Consider the following 19,379-nt stretch of genomic DNA (forward strand, 5'->3'; position numbering starts at 1 on the left):
TATGGTAGCTTATAAGATAATAATAATTTCCGAAAAAAACTTTTTGATATTTATATTTGTGAATATGAGTTACTGATAAAAATGAGATTCCTAACGGCCTTTCACGTAATTTCCAATATCCGCCGTATTCGCATGCAAAAAAATATCTCAAAAAGTTTCATTAGCCGAAAATTGGGGATGACCTTGCGCAGCTATAGCTTAATGGAGCAAGGAAAGAAAAAAATAACATTAGAGCACATCTTCATCATCGCCCCCTTGCTTCAAACGGATGTGTTTTCTTTATTATGTCCATCTCATATGGTCGTAATTCATAGTTCCGGTCTCCTAAAATCAAGGGAAGCAGTTTAGTTTCCAATACATCACAAACTTTTCTGCGCTAAAAATTTATTTATGAAATAATTAATATTAAGTACGACCATTCGGGTAGCATTTACAAATACCGCTTGAGACACACAGAATCTGAGTCACTTTTCGAAACTTGATGAGTTTATTTGATACATTAGGAAATATAACTTGCTTATCGAAAAACCACCCTCTTCTTATCTACGTTTATTGATGTATATATCAATAGCAATATGCTAAACGAGAAAGTCATTGCCCAACGCATTAGAGAAATAAGAGAATCTAAAAACTACAGCCAGTTTTATGTTGCTTATAAATTAAAAATCTCACAGAATACCTTCAGTAAGATAGAGTTAGGATATGTAAAGCTGACACTCGACAGATTCATCAAGATTGCCAGTGTATTAGAAATATCTCCTTCAGATCTCTTAATGGCCGACGATAATATGGAAAAGGCAGTTGCAGTCTAAAAATAATAGCAAAATCAAAAAACATAGCATCGTCAACTGCTGCCGCCCAAAATTGCCCCCTTGCAAAGCAAATTGGCAGTAACTGGCAGCTAAATTAAAAGCAGCCGGAGTGCAAACCGACTGTAAAACTATGATCGCCTCACTCACCATTTTTTTGGTATGGGTGCTATAGTGCCTAATCCAAGGATTCCGAAGGTATGCTGCAAGTCAGCTTAAAAAGAGGGTGGCGATATTAAACATTCGGAGCCAAAAACTTTAGGAACTGATCCATATTGATGCACTATACTAAACGATAGGTCGTCAATCTTTCGCTAATAGCTGTACATCTTGTCACCTGCTATTTTAATGGAAATAAGATTATTAATTTCTTTAGGAAATAAAATATTTTGTGGGCTCGAGGTTAACCACTTGTCGATCCTTCAAATTACCTGCATTGCGAAGAAATTTTAATTCGGCTTATAAAGTTTTAATTCATATTTCCGTATTGAGCATTGGCAGCGTAAAATAAAAGACAGATCCGTTACCCAATTCACTTTCGGCCCAAATTCTACCGCCATGCCGCTTCACAATTTCAGCACTCAGATATAAACCGATGCCAAATCCCGCAATATGCTGGTTTTGATGATTTTCCACGCGGTAGTACCGCTCAAATAAACGGTTCAAATCACTTTCCCTAATGCCAGCACCTTTATCACGTACACTTACAATCACACCCTCTTTACCTGTTTTACAGCTTACAGATACCTGTTTGCCTTTGGCATACTTGATCGCGTTACTAAGTAAATTGGTTAGTACTGTCCCGATTTTTTCCTGATCGGCAGTTATAGTTATTTCTTCACAGTTTACATCAATGCTTTGTTCTCCCTCAGTAACGCTTGTCTCGACAATTATTTCCCGGATCAATTCATCCAACCGGAAACTTGTATTATTCAAATGGATCTTGCCGGATTCAAACCTGGAAACATTCAAAAACCCGTTAATGAGGCCGGTCATTTTACGTATCTGGCTATTCATCTTATCAAATAATCCCTCCGTATAATTATTTGCTGTTTGCCGGGCATGCCGCAAACCAAGTTGTGAGAATCCGCTCAAGGTTGTTAGCGGTGTTTTTAATTCATGACTTACCATTCCGATAAAATCATCTTTCCGCAAATCATCTTCTTTACTTTCCGTGATGTCAAAAATGGTACCGACTACTGAAATTGGTTCTCCCTTGGCATTCAGCTCTACTTTACCTGTCGAATTCAGCCACCTGCGCTTGCTGCCATCAAAAGGCTGAATCTGGTAATCCTCACTGAAAATATCTTTTGTTTCGACGGCCTTATTGATCGCGCTTTTAAACCGCTCCCGGTGTTCAGGGACGACGACGGATAAGGTGTTTTTATACGATAAAACTTCTTCGGGCGGAATAGCATGTATAGCCCTGGCCTTCGGCGATATCTCCAGAAGATCGGAAGCCAAAGTAATCCGATAAATACCCATTCCCGTAGAGTCCATGGCCAGCCGCAGCGTATCACTTACTCTTTCCAGTTCTAAACGGGAGGTGACCTGGTCACTTACGTCCGCTGCAACAGCGATCATTCCGTTAACCAGTCCATTTTCATCTTTTAAAGCCTCAATCGTCAGGTTAACATAGGCGGTTTCTTCTTTGCCAAAGCGGTTTAACACAACAGGTGTTTCGCTGGCAATGAAACGTTCGCCGGTTTGATAAACCGTATCCATGATTTGCCGAAAACCTTGGGTATCCAATTCTGGGATTGCTTCAAAAAGCGGGCGCTTAACTGTCAATTCTTTACTTCGGCCCCAATAAGCCAGCATTCGCTGATTAGCTAATTCGATAATATGGTTTGGACCGCGATAAATCGCCATGGCCACGGGCGCCTCCGTCAGCAACGCCCGTAATTGATCTTCTGCATGGCCGCGTGCTTTACTAATGTTGATCTGTGCACGGACCTTTGTTAATAATTCCGCGGCAGAGAATGGTTTAACCAGGTAGTCATCAGCTCCGGCTTCCAGTCCATCAATGCGGGCTTCTTCGCCTGCCCGGGCGGACAGAAAAATAACCGGTAATCGGTAAAGATGCTCGTCATTACGAATATGCTCCAATAAAGTTTTACCGTCCATCACGGGCATCATCATATCGCTAAGTACCAACGACGGGGTCGATTGTTTGATCTGTTCCAGTGCTGCGGCACCGTTTGGCGCGGACCGCACTGTAAAGTATGGCTCCAGCAAGCGTTTCAGGTAAGCCCGCATGTCTCCATTATCATCCACGATCAAAATGTGTGTATCTTTCTGAACAGACTGGTCCTGACTGGTCACCTCATCGCTCGCCGTTCGCGTTACTTCGTCATTGGCTAAACCGGCCTCATCCTGTAATAAACTGTAGGCCTCCCGTATGAAGGAAGCGGCAACTATACCACTGTCATTTGATTTTTTGCTTTCAATAACTTGTGCTTCAGGCAAGTGGGCCTTTCCCAAAGGTATTTTTACTGTAAATGTGCTGCCTTTTCCTTCGATACTGCTGACACTGATCTCTCCGCCATGTAAATGAACCAGTTCACTGACCAGAGAAAGTCCGATACCCGTTCCTTCGTGGGTGCGCCCGGCTGCATTTTCAACCCGGTGGAAACGTTCAAACATGTGTGGCAACTCCTTATCAGGGATACCGATCCCGGTATCTATCAGTCTAAGTATCCCGAAGTTCCCTTCTTGTTGAAGGTTAACTTCTATAGTTCCTTGCAAGGTATATTTAAAAGCATTGGACAACAGGTTCAATACTATCTTTTCCCACATTTGTCGGTCGGCATATATCGCGCCGCTGATAGGGTTGCAGTTTACAATCAGTTCCATGCCTGCTTTTTCAATAATAGAGCGGAAACTACTTGCCAGATCTGTCGTGAGTTCGCTTATATCTAACAACTGGTAGGCAGCCTGCACACGCCCGGCTTCGACACGGCTGTAATCCAATAAATTATTTACAAGTTTCAGCAACCGCATGGCGTTGCGATGGGTAGCTTCCACCTGGAGCTTATTGTGGGTACTAAGATCGGTTTGCTGTAGCAGGTCTTCCAGCGGCCCCAGCATCAGGGTTAGTGGTGTTCTGAACTCGTGACTAACATTGCTAAAAAACGCAGTTTTTGAGCGGTCGATTTCCGCAAGCGCTTCAGCACGTTTTTGCTCCTGTTCGTATGCGTAAACATTAGAAACAGCCGTATTGAATGTACCGCCCAGTTGTTCATAAAAATTCAGATAGTTTTCGTCGAGGGCACGGCAGACACTGACCCCCGCAATGATAAATCCAAATAAATCCTTTTGCCCGGAAATTCTCACCGGCAAAAGGATTGCAGTATGCGGCGGGGTTTCATAAGGGCCGCTGTGAAAATCACCAAACGATTCTTGTAAATTATTAACTTGAAGCAATTGGCCAGATGTAATTACAGATTGTAAAGGCCAGTTGCTGTCGCTGAGTGCAATAAAATCAGGTGCAAGCGTAGTTGATTCGACACCCGAAGAACTGATCAGATTTGCGCGATCACCTGCAAATTGATAAAAAAGCAGGAATGGAACATCCAGATCATAATTACTTTGCTGGGCGGTAGTCAGCTCACCGATTTCTGTTACTGATTTGGCCTGCGCGAGCGCCGCGCCAAGGTCTTTCAAAACCTGGGTTCGCCTGCCTGCCAACATTTTTTCAGTTGTTTCCGTGATCGGGTGAAATATTCCGCCTACTCCACCTGATTCGTCCCTGATTGGCGCGAAAGAAAAGGTCATCCATGCTTCTTCCAGGTAACCATAACGCTCAAGGAACATTCGCTGGTCGGTAATATAAGTTCCTTCGCCTTGCTGTCCGCGGGTGAACTTGTCGCCCACTACTTCCAGTGCAGATTCCCAGCAAATTCGAAAATTCATTCCCATAGAACGCGGATGCATTTCGCCGCAGATGGGGCGGTAGCTGTCGTTATAGATTTGAATTGTTTCCGGCCCCCAGGCTATAAGGATCGGAAAAGTAGAAGATAAGCATAAACTTACGGAGGTTCGAAGACTTTGCGGCCAGCTTTCTACCGGTCCCAAAGCTGTTTTCGACCAATCCATCGACCGGATCAATTTGCCCATTTCCCCACCACCGGATAAAAATTGCTCGCTGCTTTCAGCGTTGCCTGCACTCATATGAATAGCTTAATACAATGGTAAATATAAAGATTTTGTAGATTAACTACTGATCATGGAAATATGGGAAAATATTGATATTAAAATGAAGGACGGTGCGCAATCATTCCCGATTAGAAAGTGATAAAGCAATTGGCGGTATTTCGATGCCTAGCCTGAGACCATTTGATCCTCCTGTACCCGGTATAAAAAGATTTAGGATTGGTGTAAGCCACTGATAAAGCAAGCAATACGCCTGCTAAACTGGTGTAAATCAGAAGACGGGCATGTCCATTTTTTTAGGGAAAATGTCTTTAGCATGAACCCATTCGATCATGGTTAAATATTTTGGGAGGATTCCCAAAGATATAATCCGTAGTTATTACTATACATCTTTCTGGCTAATATCAAATTCTATACATGAAGAGTTTCGTGGCACGATATTTACCCCATCTTGATAATAAGCTATAAAAACCTGAAAGCAAATAGAATAGCAGCTATATTATTAACGGCTATTGGTACGTAATTGCTGGATTGAAAAAGCTTAAATCAAAAGCTGTGAAAAAAGCAGCTGAGCGTATGTTTTATATACTATAGACGTCTACCTATAAAGATAAAGCGCCTTTCATGCGCTTTTTTAATTAGTGTGATGGAAGTAGCACTAATTAAAAACAAAATGGAACAATTAAAAAAAATACTTGTTTTGGACGACGATGCGGATATTCGTAACGTGATCAATTTTATTCTTACCTCTGAAGGATACCAGGTTAAAGAGCTTGCTGATGGTCACGATGTAGATTTTACCATTGCCGACTCCAGGCCCGATGTCATTTTGCTCGATGTTATGCTTGGAGATATGGATGGTAGAGATATCTGCCGCATGTTAAAAGAAGCTCCGGCAACTAAAGAGATTCCGATCATTATAGTTTCCGCCACGCATGCATCGATTGACCATGAAAAAGGATGCCATGCAGATGACTACCTGCCCAAGCCATTCGATATAGATATACTCCTGCAAAAAGTTAATTATTATTCCGCAGCATAACAGCACCAAACAGAAAATGTAGCAATATGTATCACGCGAAAGTATCACCTCGTTGGCCGCAATTAACAGCATCCACCATACACAATTTGCTTTGCTTTTGCTTATGCCTTTCAAAGTTCTAAAGTATTAGTAAACAGGTTGAAAAATTGGCGATGGTAGGTATTAATGGGAACGTAATGAATGGTTTTCCTGTTTAATGTGTTAAAATTCTTTTCATGAAATCACATCGAAGAAGCTAAACCTCAAAGATTATTTCGACGTTAAAAATATAGGCCTTTTCTTGCGGCATAATGTGTTTAAATAGGTATTATTGACTTTGCATGAGGCATCGGAGCACTTCTCTATTCTTTGCAAATATCGGTATATGTGTTTTTCGGCCTGTGTAGATTCAAATTTTTCAAGATTACCAATACCTTCCTGACATTACCATCTCACCTATATTTCAAAAATCAACATTATATGACCATCATAAAATTTTCAATAAAAGCACTTTTAATTTCATTGAAAAATAGATATTTCATACATTTGAGTTATAACGATTTATGGCCAAATACAGCTTTTGTACAAATCGTTGAATGATCTTTTGAGAATCTATAATCTATTATAATTTAAGGAGTTACAAGCGAGGTTCGATTCCCGCTCTGAGTACTTAGACAACAAATCGACACGAAGCCTGATATGAAAATATCGGGCTTTGTTGTTTTTGAATGGCGCGGTGATAAAATCCGTCACTTCGCTCCATGCCGAATGCTAACAAAATTACATCAACAACACTTTCCAGGCATCAATTACCCTACCGCTATCTAACAATTGCTTAGCTTTTAAATGCAAGTGCTGAGTTCGGATACGGCTGTCACCAATGATAACATCAACCAATTCTTTCATTTCGTCGGTTTGGCTAAAAGCTTCTACCTCCTCATCGGATGGTAGTGTTTCAACAAGGCCTAATAATCCCAGATTAATCCCGGTTAGTATTTTGGAGTTTTTGACATCTTGAGGAAAAGCATCAACGCCGATACCTATTCCGGCACTGCCTGCTGGTTTGGAAATTTTAAACAAATTATCGCCGGTTACCCTACAATACCAATCGCCGCCTAAACGAGCTACCAGGTCTATTTTATGCGGATCTATTTTATCGTTATCATCCAAAATAGCTTCATCCATATGGATCCGTCGCACCTCGGCAATAACCAAATTACCTGCTCCTCCGTTTTTCCCTAACGATATCACATCATTCACTACACATTCCAATTGAATGGTTGATTCCGCTACCCTCGGTGGTTTTACAGTCTCCGAAGCCAATTCAGTAAACCCCGCTTTCGAAAACTCATTTACCCCTTTTTTGTAATCCATACTGGTTAAATAGGTCTGTTGCACCATATCGTAATTCACAATATTAATTACACATTCAGGTACTTCTAAAACGTTTTCAAGGGTATGTTTTGTAGTGTTATCCCGCGCCCTGCTTGTGGGTGAAAAAACACAGATCGGTGGATTTATACTAAAAACATTAAAAAAACTAAACGGACTTAAATTAACCTCACCTCTTTTATCAATAGTGGATACAAAACATATTGGCCGGGGTGCAATTGCATGGTGTAAATAAACCTGCATTTCGGCCGGCGTTAACGATGATGCGTCAATGGTTTTTAACTTCATTTAGATCTTTTTTTAAGGCTTTCCGGCTATCAGGGGTAATAACTTGGTTTGTAATTTGATTATTTACAAAGTTTACATTTTAATTTACAATCCAAATTCCTTAAGCCGAAAATCATCAAAGTAGATTTGCTGCATCAAACTAACGGGACATGAAAAATCAAAAACTGAAAAAATTATTTGTGTTTATTCCGGCCTGCCTACTGGGATTATTTCTACTAAATTCTTTTGTGTTAAAAGAAAAGGAAGCGAAAAAAAGCGCAACAGCAGTGGCCAAATCGGCACCTTTGAACATCGTTTACAGATCTGCCAATGGCGGGGCAACATGGCAGAACATTAGCGAAGGACTGCCTGAAAATTTGCAGAAAGGAGGCTTGTGGAGCCACGGTTTGTTTGCAAACAACCGTGGACTTTATTTACGTACCGGCAACAGCGTTTATCACAGTGAACCAAATTCAACAACTAATTTTTGGGCAAAAGAGATTTTCCCTGGTGAGCAACGAGAAATCACTCCTGCCAGGAATGGAATATTGGCATACAATTTCAGGGGGCAATTTTTACAGAAATTAAACGGCACGAGTGCCTGGTCACCTGTTTACACAAACTTTCAGGAGCAAGCCGTGCGCATAGATAAAACGGTAGATTGGATGTACAATAATTATAAAGAGCGGGAAGTACGCAGCGTTTTTGAAACTGCCGGAGGCACCGTTTTCATTAGCTCCAACAACATGCTTTTCAGATCTGCCAACAGTGGAAAAAACTGGAAACAAGTGCATGTTGGCGATGGAAGGATGAAATTGACAGAGTCGAACGGTGTGTTGCTGTCTACCAGTTATGAGGGCATATTAAGATCGACCGATGATGGCCAACACTGGGACCGTGTGATCAATGAAGGCGGGGTTGGCATCGCTGTAGAACCTATTGAGGGAGGATTTGCTGCTATAGTAAACAACACCATAACCCAAACAAACAGCTTACATATTTCGCTGGATAATGGAAAAACATGGAATGCCATAGGGGAAGAACTTCAACCATCCTGGAGTAGTTTATTAATGAAAAAAATAGGCTTAGTTCAATCTTCATGGGATATTGTATCTATCAAACAAGCGGGCAAATATTTAATATGCAGCCGCCCGGATGGTGCATTCCGATCATCTGACATGGGCAAGACATGGGAGAAAATGCCACTTCCGTCTGTAGAAAACAAGGGGTTCAATTTATCTGTTTCAGGGAATGTGATTTATGCCATGCCAAATAAGGGGTGTTAAAATCCCAAGCCCTATAATATCATTGATTAAAAACTGGGAAAGCCAGAAAATTAGGCGATTAGGTAAAAGAAACTAATCGCCTAATTTTCTTTCAGGTGAAGCGATCCCTCAAACAATCAAGTAGAAAAATTGATCCTTTTTTACACCCTCATTTTTCTGCAACATCCTCAACCACAAGCCGTTCAACCGCCGCCACAGGCATCACAACCGTACCCGTCCTGCTTAATCTTGCCATATTGATCCCCATAAAATAACCGGAGGCATCAAATACCGGCCCTCCGCATTCATTAGGTTTTATACGGGCATCATGGGCAAAAATATTGTTAAACCCATCCCTTCGCAGGCTTTTCCCTCCGGGAAAGCGCTCAACAGGGTGATTGGTTATTTTTTGTGGCGGATATTTCAACACTACGATTTTATCAAGCTTTATGCCCTTGCTCATAATAGTAAACATAGTAGTATCGCCAGCCCTGTATTTCTGAAGCGATTTAAGTACGTCCAACTGATCGTTAACCGCTTTACTATCCACCGCCAAAAGCTGGTCGCCCATACTGATGTCGGCTTGCTCTGCCGCACTTTTCGGTTGGATATAGGTAAATACCAGCTTGTCATCTTTCTCGGCGGTAACCGCACCTAAATATCCGTAGCTGCTTACTTTGGGCAGATTAAAAAACATACTGCCTAAAACACTGATACTGGCAGCAGAATCGGGCAATGGCGAAATCAGGAAGTTGCCCAGATCACTAAAACCAACACTATCGGCATGCAGGGCCTTTAAACCGATTCCTTTAATTTTACTATCCGAAGCTGGAAGTAACAAAACAAGATCGTTGGCTTTATCGCGGGCTAAAACTGTACTTTTAACTACTTCCCCACTGGGCAGTGTAATAACAGGGGCTTCCCCTAACATCGAGTTCTTAGATACCACGATGCTTTTTCCGTTAAAGGGGGCTTTCAGATGTTCAATGTCCAGGTTAATAACTGTACCCAATATGTGCTGTACCTGTCCATCAACATTGCTTGATATTTTAACGCATGAACCTTTCACCGCTTTATCAACAGCTTTAAATTCTTTGTTCAGATCATTTGCCGCGGGGATGTTTTTGGCTGTTAAAGGAGATGGACCTATACCAACAACATCAGTATCCTTAGGCAGCGATGCATAATCTTCCTCGCGGTTCAGGGCGGTAAGGTATTTACGATAGGTATCTACCGGTATTTCGTAATTGATATCTTCCTGCTGCTGGATGCCGCTATGCAAACCGATGAGCCTGCCCGACAGATCAAACAGCGGACCGCCCGAATCGCCGGGTTCCATCAAACAGGTCGATTCTATAAAACCGTGCTCATTTTTCAAAACGCTCACGCGACCAAACCTGACGTAAGGCTTGCGTTGTTCCTGGCTTTCGGGATAGGCAATGCTGATGCAAGGCTCATTAATCCAAACCGATGAAGACCAACCCAATTGCACAAATGGCCAATTACCCTTATCTAATATTTTTAAAGCAGCCGCATCAGGCACCATATACGAAGGCGCGATAGCTATCCGCCCTAATCCCTTCGCTACGCATTTACGTCCGTCCGGAAACATAACTTGGTAACTTCTGCCGGGGCGCACCACATGCGCGGCACTAAAAATCTGTCCCTTCGCGCTCACCACCACACCGCTAAACTGGGCGCTCATCCGCTGACCGCTTTCGCCATCTATTTCCCACATCAGCACCGAAGCAGGGTAGCATTTTTTTACTGCCGATGATATCGCGTTGGAAAGTTTTTCAATTTTAGGGTTTGCGTGGATCTTGTTGTTTTGCTGCGCCGTGGCCGGTGTAACATAAATTAGTACCTGTAAAATAACGGCGAGCCTAAATAGTAGTAGTTTATTCATTAATCTAATTATAAGATCCGTAGTGCTGTATCTTATAATTAGAGTCGCGAATTGTCAATGAGCCCATCGCGAAGCATATAAATACGAATATTTTTTCAATAAACACTACTTCGTCCGCCTGATCGCTTTTTCCTGTCCGGTATTGCTTTCGGTTTTATTAAGCAGGGCCGCTATTTTATAAACGTATAAAATGCCTGGCTGCGCTGTTTTATCTAAATAAGTAACCGCGCTTTTTACATCGGATACCTTGGTGAAACTTTTATCAGCCACCGCTTTACGGTAAACCACATAATCGTTCCCTTTTTCATTTCCGGGCCAGGTTAGCTGGATGCCTTCGGTTTTGTTAACCAGGTAAATATCAGCCGGTGGCGAAATAAAATCCTCTGTTGATACAGTTATAGAAGTAAGCGGCGACAACAAACTTTGATTAGCAAAAGCATCTACCGATGTAACCCCATATTCATAAGTTTTACCCGGCACAGCCAGCGTATCCCTAAAAAATGGCTGGCGGTGCAATTGGGAGATCACTTTAAACAACTGCTCCCCTTTTTCGCGGCGGAATACGATATAACCTATCACATTATCATATACGCCCATAGTATTTTCCCACTTAAGGTTAACAGCATGATCGGCCCAGCGGCTTTGCACACCAGCCGGGGATGCAACATATGACGCTTTTAGCGGGCGGATCCCAACCACAGGCGAAACATCGCTCATGTTTTGCGCCAGGTTCATTACCTGTACGGCATAAACGTACTGGGTTTCTCCGCTCAGGTATTTCAATGAATCGCGATAAACGGTATCACGGATGGGGGGCGATATGATCTTCATGTCTTTTTCAGAAGTTCCGCGGAGTACGTAATAAGCAAACAGATCAAGTTCTGGGTTTCTATCCCATTTAAGCACAATCGAGGTTGTACTATCCTGAGCGGCTTTTAAACCTGAAGGTCTTGAAGGCTTTTCATTTTTAACCTGCAACGAGCCATTGGCTGTGGCGGTGGGCAACATTTTGAAGCCTGGATAAGGCACCAACAAAGGCCTTATCTGATAATAGTACACCATATTGGGTAACACTTTCTTATCAAAATAAGTAGTGGCATAGGCCGGCAGCGTATCTGCAACCACATAATCTTTTTGTGCCGAGCGCGATTTAAGGATCTGGATGCCCGAATAAATAGCTTGCCTTGGCAAGGCGTTCCAGCTAAGGTACAGCGCGTTGGTTGTATCCTTAACCTTAAAATTAGTAATGGCGGCTATGCTTTTAAATGATTTGGTTAGATGGCTTGTAGGATCAGACCCTGCCCCCCTGTTACCTGCCATATCATAAGGCTGTACATAGTAAGTAAGCAGTTCGCCGGGTTTTACCGGTTCGCTGAAATATATGTGCAGGCTATCATCGCGCTTATAAACTACCAGGCGCTCGGCAGCTACAATAAAATTTTTGCTTTGGGTTGATTTTTTATAAACCGCAGCAAAAACAGCCGGGTTAGCAGCAGGTGCGGGGATTGACCAGGTAAATTGCACCGAACTATCAGCCACTAAGGCCCTTTTTAATTTAAACTTAGGAAAAGGCACACGCTTTACCGCCGAGATGGCCTCGGTATAAATTACCTCCGCTTTCCCATCAGCATCAACACCCGAAATACGATATACAGTCGATGTCGAGTTACCTTTCACATCGGTATCCGTCCACATCATACCTATGCCTTCCAAAAATTCTTTCGAGAGGAAAAAATAGCCTATCTTTTGAATATCGCCGCTTTGTATTACCGCCCAGGCTTCGGCATCGTCTTTGGCGTTTACCTGTACTTTAAATTCATCGGCAACCGAAGCACCGGCACGTTTTTTAAAATCATTGTATGATGATGGAAAAGTAACCGTACCTCGCTTTTTGAAATCGCCGCTTCCGTTTTGGTCCTTGCTTATTTCGTAGCTTTTGTATTTACGGTAAATATTGAGCGATCTCGCACCGGCATCGGGCGCGTTCACCATCACCAACACCTGCTTATCCGAAGGTAAAATATGACCGCCTACCACGCCCGTTTGTATTTGTTGGGCATTAACGCAGATGGCGGTTATCAGTATTAATATGATTAAACTAAATCTTTTCATCATGTTATAAATTATGGGCATACATTACGGTCGCCGCCTACTTGAATACCAAAGTTAAGTCCGTTGCGCTGCGAGTAACCCAGAACTACACTGGCTGTGGCGCAGACCTTAGCACCGGCTGGCGGCCAATCCCAACAGGTATCTATCGAGTTACAGCTCGGACTACAGCCGCCTATGCTAAAATCGGCCCTCCCCCCCGCATATCCTTGTATAGACCAGCCATCCGTATCATTCCGGCCTCCTCGTATATCATAGCAAGCCTGAAAATCAGCCCCTACACATAAACCTATGGCACAGGCTTTTGCACCGCCCCCAAATCTGCCGGATAATCCTAGAAGGTAGCTATTTTCAGCAAAATTGAGTAGCAGTGTAGATTTGGATTCGGTGTAACACCAAATGCTTGCTTTGGCTATGTAAATATCAAACCCGATAGGCTTATTTTGAGGGATCCCCATCGAAGCCGTACTGTTCAAGTACACACCTGTAAACTCGTTATTGATATATTCGGGTGAGGCATTCGCAAAGTAGTACGACAGCCTATCGGTACGGGTACGCGGATTTGAAAGACCTATAGCCATAGCGTAATCAGCCCTTGCGTTAATGAGGCCTAACAAAGAGATATCCATTCCGCATCCCAGGAAAACGTAGCGATCGGTGCTTTTACCACTCACCACTAAATCGCCCTGGATGTGGGCTTTGGCCAAACCTTTTATTGGTTCAATATCTGAGGTAATAGCTACCGTAAAATATTGGTTAGGGATATCGAGCACCAGGTCGGCATGGGCCAGGTTCAGGTAACTGGCTACCTGTACGGTAGCGTAACCTTTTATAACCGGCCCGCTCTCTACGGTCAGCCCAATCGGGTCGAGTTTAACCAGCGTACTGGTTCCGGTAAAGGATAGCCCGCCGTTAATATCTATCTTAAATTTCTTCTCAGCGCTATTATAATTAAATCCACCGCCAACACGATCAATGGTAATAATACCCACCGGGATCACCGTGCCCGCACTAAAGGCCGCCCCCACATCAATGCCCCCCGTCACCTTATAATAATGGAAATTGACCGAGGCATTTATCGGCGTTCCGGGAATTGACAGCGACCCTGCGCCATCAAAGCCATTATCCTTTATCCCTACCTCTATCTCCGATTTCATTACCGGGATATCAATAGTAGCGCCAAGCTTACTTACCGAGGCATCAATGCCTCCCCCTGCTTTAGCTTTAAAGCGGATATCACCTGCCGTAAACTTGATCATCGGTACATCAACCGTAAACTCACCCTGTACGCCTATGTATGGGATCTGATCAGTAGTATTAAACTGGATACTTTGAACCTTAAACTGCGCAAAAGCAAAGTCGGCAGAGAAATCGGTCGGCGCATCTATCATGAAACGGCCATCGGTTTGCACTTCAAACACCGGCAGGTTGATCTCTTTAGTGATGAAAGTATCAAACTTGATCTTACCCGATCCAGCCAGTTTATAGGCCGACGAACCCGGCGCTTTACCAAAGCTAAGCGGAGTAGCACCCGGCATCAGCTTCACCACATTTAGCAGGTTTAAGCCAGTTTGCGGGATGGTGAAACTTCCTCCGTAAAAAATATCTTTCCCTACTTTCAGGTCGGCAAAGGTTATGGTAGATGGAGTTGATTTAGGGATCTGGACGGTGATACTGCCGCCAAAGCTGAAACCATCCTCCGTAAATACCAGCGATGCCAGTGAAGCTTCCCAGGTGCCGATGGATAGTTTAGGCAGATCGGTTGCTACAATTTTCAGCTTGCTGATCTTCATTTGCGGACTTAGCACAAAATCTTCAATTTTCACATTGATGGATTTGATAATATCCAGATCGGGCGTGTTTACCGATCCCTGTAAATGGATCCCCTGCTGATCGATGTAACTGCTCCCGAAGGCCAGTTTGGTTTTAAAGCCATACACTTCAGCCTCCCAATCGGTTATGCCCGCGTCGGCACCGGTAAACTTCAACTTGCTTAGCGTGCCGGCTACACCTGCCGAGTTGAAAAGCGCAAAATCTGGCGAAGAGGCATTATCCGGCATTAGCTGTGGTATATAGCTTTTAGCAAGTACATAGCCCTGGTTACCACTAATGCTACTCATATCAAGCGAGAGCTTACCTTTTATCTCACCTTTACCGCCGGTGGTTCCGGTCACTACCAAACCAGCATCGGCTTTAAATACTACCGGTAAAAAGTTGAATACTTTAAGTGATAACTGCACGGCATCAGTTTGTATCTTGTTGCCATCGGGGACAGGATTATTCGAGGCATCAAACGTTACCTTCACATCTGTAAATTTCAACGCTATTTTTTCCTTGCTGCTCAGCGCCGGGAAAAGCGGGTTCAGATCATTGAACGATCCGCTCACTAAATAGGCATTTCCACCCGCCGGCGTCATCTTATCCAACGCCACCGGGAAGCCCAGCAGCTGACTGATATTTTTGCCGCCGCCATCGCCAAGGGTGAAATCAACCGTCTGCGCGGCATCTCCTATTACCTTGTTTTGAGTTGAGGATATGTAGCCCGATTTTGATGCCTTGATACTAAAATTACCGGCAGGCACACTGATCTGGTAACGCCCATCGGCAGCGCTTACCGCGGTGAGGTATGGCAGGTCTTCAATCACAACATTGGCTCCACCAACGCCATGCCCTCCCGCGGTAACCGTACCGCTTATTAATGTTCCTTTTTGCAGTTTAATTACTTCGGTACGTTCTGTACCATCTTCAACAACATTTATAGTTTTTTCAATTGCAACCAATCCCGAATTTGCGAGCGGCGTAACACTTACTTTGGCATTGCCACCAAAACCTTCGTATAACCAATCGCCGGTTGAGGCCACGTGAGTAGTATCGAACAGGGCAATGGTGGCGTCATTTACCGGGTTATTATCCGGGCCTACAATATTAAACTTCACGCGACCAGTACGGCGTACCAGGTTACCGCAATCGCCCAGATCAATAGTGCGTACTGCCGATTGTACCAGCGGGTTGTTATGCAGATCTTTCGAAAAAAGATCGCTAAACTGAATAGCCGAAGCTACCAATTGCCTATTACCAAGTACCGTTTGATTGCTTATAGGCTGATTAATAGTGACAACATTTCTTAATCCCCCTTGCGACAGGCCGCCAATAGGAATAGGTGTATTAAATTGATTGATGTTGTTAATTACAGGCGATGTAACCGCTGGTGCCACCGGCCCTGCAAAGCCAAACATCATGGTATTATAAGTAAAGCCCCTGCCCAATGATGCCTGTATGCTTGGACTGGCAAAAATATTAGCATTAAGCTGATTAAGTTTCGCCAAATTATCGCCCGGATTAATTACCGGGTTAATTATTTTATTACCTATCGAGATCACATTGCCCGGGTTTTGTATCACTCCCGCGTTCCCTGGTGTTGGGTTGGTGTTAGCCTTTGGCGGCGCGGGAATAACAACATCGATGGTTTGGGAGATGTAGCCTTCCTTTTCGATCATCAGCTTATGGGTACCCTGGTAGTAACTTGTTTGGAATACCCCATCCTCGCCCGAATTGAAATAGGCTGTGGAATTAACAAAATGCAGACGGGCATTAGGTATAGCTTGTTTTGTAGATGATATAGCGCGGCCCACCACAGTTACAATATCCGGCTTGATGCCAAAAATAACTTCTTTGTTAGTTCCGTTAGCCAGCCCCTGGAAAGTTTGCACAGTATCAGGCGTAACCTCCAGGTCCTGAAATTCACTGCTCACCTTAATGAGCTTTACCTTAAAGCTTGCGCCGGTTTTTAGCTGCGGAAGATTCGGGATGTTAAACCGGCCAAGCGAATCTGTTTTTGCACTAAAAGGGCCATAGTCCGCAGATAAAGCCTTGATCAGGTTTATCTCATCTACCTTACTTAAAACACTTTGCGCCACCACCGGGCTTGGCCTGTTCAAATCACTAATAACAGTGCTGGAGATAGGCGTGGGTGCGGGAGGCGCACCTACAACGGTAGGCATTGGCCGAATAGTAGTGGGGCTACTAAGCCCCATACTGCCAAATGAAAGAGAATTAAGCATCAATGGCCTTGCCACAAGGCCGCTTGAGATAGGCACCTGGTTGTTATTGCCGCCTCCACCTGTAAGGAGAGTCATTCTTGAAGTCTGCCTATTTAAATAATCAATTACCGAACCTGTAAGTGGCGGCGGACCAGGGTTCAACAAATCGCTGGTATTGTATTCAACCTTAACTATTGCACCACTTACCGGCACAAAACCCGTTGGCAATGACATCCTCACTTCGCCAAATACATAGGCCGGTGTGGCTGTTAAGCGGTAATCGGCACCAACATTAAGCACCAGGTTGGAGGCAAGGTTCAAATCATGCGCCTGCAGATCGGTTGTTTTGCCGTTAAAGCGTTGGTTATGGCTATCAACTACCACCGTATATCTGCCGCCATAAAACAACCTGCCAAATTTTAAAGTTCCCCCACCAATACCCATCTGTACGCTATCAGTAGCAACTTCAACAACGCTGCGCCCGTTAAGGGTAATGCCATGTTTGGAATCAAACGGCACGTTGCCCTCATGGTACAGGTAATTGCTGTTTTCAAAATCTACCTTATCCCGGTAAATATGCACCACGGCTACTTTCTGCTCGGGGTTGGCATCATCAACAGCATCTAAAGTAAGCTTAGGCGTGAAACGCATGGTGCGGGCCAATACCAGGATCTGCCCTATATCGCGCACCCCCGTCGAATCCAGTTTACTGATCGGGATCTCTACACTTTTTTGTTCAAAATCCGTTGATTGGATGCCTATGATGAGCTTATTGTATTTGGATAAACCCATGTACGATGGATGGGTAAAATCGATGCTAAAGTTACCTGCACCATCGGTTTTTCCGCTGGTTATTAACTCTTCAACCGGCGGCGGGTCCAGGTTATAGTGGAAGCCGAAACTGAAATCGAACATGCCACTTTGAAAACTCATCGACGGGAAGGAGTACATGCCCAAATACGAATAATCTGTTGTAGTATAGCTAAACTGTGTAATCGCTGTAGTGGCCGAAAAATCATTGGTCGATTTCCAGTCTTTATCTACAACCCCCTTTATCGTGATCTGCGTATTGGGCAATGCATACCTATCGGCAGCGCTATCAACCGTGATCGGATCTTCGGTGTATGATAAACTGGTGCCGCCAGATGAGGTAATTACACTCGCTGCACTTGGCGAACCAGATGGTTGGGCAGGTAATAATGGTATTAAAGTAGGATCTATCTGGGCAGCAGCCGCTATCCTCGAATCAGTTAAAATATTAGGGGCATTAAATATAGGGCTTCTCAGTAAACTCGTTACAGGCCTTGAGGCAAGACCACCTATAGGCATAGTATTAGTTATTACAGTTGGGGGCGGCGTGGCCTTTACTACAGTATTGCTCGGAACAGGAATAGGGGCGGCTGCAACGTTTAGCTGGGTTGAGCCGCTATACTGAGGCTCTGTTTTTTTGAATGTCCAAACCAGCTTACCTTTTATGGTATTGGTTGCATATTGTACTTTTTGAGGTTTATCCTGCGTTTGCCCGTTAGCTGATGTAGTACCCGTTGTAGTACCAGCCTGCCCGCCATAGGTAAACGACCGCACTTCGCTAAGCCCGTTATTGCGAAACGGGGTATGATTAAATGGATCAGAAGCTTGCACAACAAGGGCGTATTGCCTGCCGGGGGTAAGCTGCGGATCGGCTGGGCCATATACATAGGTATTGCCAACAACCTCCCGCTCAAAAAAATAAGGTTGTGCTGCCGACATGATGGCGTTATTGGGGTTCCTGCCGCCAAGTACCTCCACCATCCTGATCTTATACCTTACCGCCGACATGATCTGCGGCGACGTACCGGGCGGCGTACTCCACTGCATGGTAATAATTTGCGGACCATTGGCCGGAAGCTGCGCTCCATCCATAGGCGTTACTATGGTTGGCGGCTCTAAACTACTAATGATAAATGAATTACTACAACCTATCGGCTCATCAGCACTGAGCGAAACGTTGGTATCATAATCATACGCGTGCAAACAAAAACGGTAACTACCCTCGGGCAAACCATTTTTGTTAATAAAATCGGCCTGGGTTATGCCCGTATAATTTACTTTGGTATAATCAAAAAACTTGCTGATATCATTACCGTTGAGGCTACGGGTTTGCCCCGGCTCCAGCTCAATTACCAGTGGACTTTTATAGTTCGGTTTTACGGCTATAATAACACCATTATCGCCGGAGATACTGCCCCGCAGCTGGATGCGTTGCCTTTTGGTTGATACGTTGGTGATGCCTATCACCATCAGCTGCGGCTGCGATGAGTAATCGGTAATTTTACGTGGATACGGAGGCAAGATCTGGATGGATACGTTTACCTGGGCTTTTAATGGTAACCACGTTACACAAATAAGTAAAAAAAGATATAGTTTTTTCATGTT

8 protein-coding genes are annotated in these 19,379 nt (G+C 43.9%); 3 read left to right on the forward strand and 5 right to left on the reverse strand.

The annotated features are described in order from the left end of the window. The first annotated feature begins 575 nt into the window (after positions 1–575). Positions 576–812: a helix-turn-helix transcriptional regulator gene (locus tag AAFN85_RS27325; protein WP_347531134.1), complete on the forward strand. Its 237-nt coding sequence runs from the start codon at positions 576–578 to the stop codon at positions 810–812. A 471-nt stretch (positions 813–1,283) separates the two neighbouring features. Here AAFN85_RS27325 and AAFN85_RS27330 read toward each other — a convergent pair whose 3' ends face one another. Continuing rightward, the gene (locus AAFN85_RS27330; RefSeq protein WP_347531135.1) at positions 1,284–4,982 is read right to left on the reverse strand and encodes an ATP-binding protein; all 3,699 of its coding nucleotides are present in this window, start codon (positions 4,980–4,982) and stop codon (positions 1,284–1,286) included. A gap of 628 nt (positions 4,983–5,610) precedes the next feature. Here AAFN85_RS27330 and AAFN85_RS27335 point away from each other — a divergent pair. Continuing rightward, a complete protein-coding gene (locus tag AAFN85_RS27335; RefSeq protein WP_347531137.1) occupies positions 5,611–6,006 on the forward strand; it encodes a response regulator transcription factor in 396 nt (131 codons plus the stop codon). 759 nt (positions 6,007–6,765) lie between these two features. Here the strand turns inward: AAFN85_RS27335 and AAFN85_RS27340 are convergent. Continuing rightward, entirely contained in the window at positions 6,766–7,665 is a 900-nt protein-coding gene (locus AAFN85_RS27340; RefSeq protein WP_347531138.1) for a flavin reductase family protein, read from the reverse strand. Positions 7,666–7,814: 149 nt separating this feature from the next. On the opposite strand from AAFN85_RS27340, the gene AAFN85_RS27345 reads away from it, so the two are divergent. Further along, entirely contained in the window at positions 7,815–8,930 is a 1,116-nt protein-coding gene (locus tag AAFN85_RS27345; RefSeq protein ID WP_347531139.1) for an exo-alpha-sialidase, read from the forward strand. Between the two features lie 148 nt (positions 8,931–9,078). Here AAFN85_RS27345 and AAFN85_RS27350 read toward each other — a convergent pair whose 3' ends face one another. The 3 genes from AAFN85_RS27350 to AAFN85_RS27360 form a co-directional block, all read right to left on the reverse strand. Next, the gene (locus AAFN85_RS27350) at positions 9,079–10,815 is read right to left on the reverse strand and encodes a trypsin-like peptidase domain-containing protein (RefSeq protein ID WP_347531140.1); all 1,737 of its coding nucleotides are present in this window, start codon (positions 10,813–10,815) and stop codon (positions 9,079–9,081) included. A 105-nt stretch (positions 10,816–10,920) separates the two neighbouring features. Beyond that, on the reverse strand, positions 10,921–12,930 hold the full coding sequence (locus AAFN85_RS27355; protein ID WP_347531142.1) for a hypothetical protein: 2,010 nt from the start codon (positions 12,928–12,930) through the stop codon (positions 10,921–10,923). Positions 12,931–12,938: 8 nt separating this feature from the next. After that, positions 12,939–19,376 carry a carboxypeptidase-like regulatory domain-containing protein gene (locus AAFN85_RS27360; protein ID WP_347531143.1) on the reverse strand — a complete coding sequence of 2,146 codons (6,438 nt, stop codon included), beginning with the start codon at positions 19,374–19,376 and terminating at the stop codon, positions 12,939–12,941. Positions 19,377–19,379: the final 3 nt, after the last annotated feature.

Source organism: Mucilaginibacter sp. CAU 1740 (assembly GCF_039839285.1).
In the GTDB taxonomy this organism is placed as follows: domain Bacteria; phylum Bacteroidota; class Bacteroidia; order Sphingobacteriales; family Sphingobacteriaceae; genus Mucilaginibacter.